Annotated in this window: 1 protein-coding gene; it reads left to right on the plus strand. The window is 49.0% G+C overall.

Annotated features, from left to right (window positions below):
- Positions 1 to 844: 844 nt before the first annotated feature.
- Positions 845 to 1,255: a hypothetical protein gene (locus Q0198_RS03860; protein ID WP_297895197.1), complete on the plus strand. Its 411-nt coding sequence runs from the start codon at positions 845 to 847 to the stop codon at positions 1,253 to 1,255.
- Positions 1,256 to 1,400: the final 145 nt, after the last annotated feature.

Genomic DNA, 1,400 nt, shown 5'->3' on the forward strand with positions numbered 1-1,400 from the left:
AATTAAATTTTAAAATCAAACCGCTTCGCAGCGCGGGATATATTTGATCCGAGCGGCGCGCGGCTTAAAATTTCCGCACGGCGTTTAGATTTATCTCATCGCTTGCAGCGCACGGTTTTACTCGCGCTTTCGTAGCCTCAAAGCGGGCGGGCGCTAGATATCACGGAGTGGCGCTTCGCAAACAGACCCAGCTCCCGAAAGAATTTTAAAGTCCGCTTTGCATAGACGGAGCCGCATGGCGCAAACGGATTAAAATTCGCAAATGGCGCAAGAGAATTAGAATTTGCAAACAGCATGAGTGGATTAGAATTCACAAATGGCATAAATGGATTAGAATTTACGCGCGGCGCAAATAGATTAAAATTCACAAATGGCGCGAGCAGATTAAAATTTTGCAAGCCGCGCTCGCAGGCTGCGTATGTGCAAAAAAGTGCGAGCGGCAGGGCTTATTCATCTTTTAAGCCTAGCTCGCCAACGAGCCTGTATGTGCGAGCGCGAGCGGCGACCGCGCCGTCAGTGAAATTTCAAGCCGTGCCAGAAGTAAAATTTCAAGCCGCGTTGCGGTAGCGGACTTGTAGCGGTAGCAAACAGACGTAGGACGTAGAAGCCCAGATAATACGCGCCCCACAAAGCAGACGCTCTCGGACGCGAGATATGTTATAATTTCGCGAAATTTTAAAATTTACGCCAAAGGAGCGAAGATGAACGAGAGGGTGCCTACTTATCTAGTAAACAACCTATTTACGTAACTCGGGACGATTATCTAAATGTCCAAATCAGATCCGGCGCGGGCGGCGAATACTTTGAAATTTATTATTTCGGCGAGCTTTTTCGCGGCGAAACTTTGCCGAACGATTACATCGCCGATTTTTACGACGACGAGGACGAGCTCGTGCCGTGCAAGCTCGTAGCCAAATGCGTAAAAACGGGCGAGGAAATTTTACTTTTCGACGGCGCTGCGCACGGCTACAACGCGATGTTTTGCGACGAGCTTGACGCAGAAAAAGTAGCGCGCCGCAAGCTTGTGAAATTTAACCTACCGCCGTGCAAGATCCGCTTAAAATTCGGTTATAGCACCCTCTACGACGACGAAATGAACGAATACGAAACGGACGAGCGAGGCAGGGTCCTGCTGATAAACGGCGGGACCGCCTCGTGGGATGAGGTCAAGGCAAACGGCTTTGATTATATCGCCGTAAGCTGCGAGGACGAAGCGGGTAAGGTCACGGAGATACTTTCGCTCGAGCTTGCATAGGCAACTAAATTTAATAGCGACCTTTCTAGGCTTGCCTTTTTATCCGTACTTTGCCGAATTTAATTTATCACGAAGCGTATTTTAATTTTGCGGCGTGCGATACAAATAAGCAGAACCGATACGTTGCTGCGAGCGGCAGGGCTTA

This window comes from uncultured Campylobacter sp., assembly GCF_938045205.1.
Classification (GTDB): domain Bacteria; phylum Campylobacterota; class Campylobacteria; order Campylobacterales; family Campylobacteraceae; genus Campylobacter_B.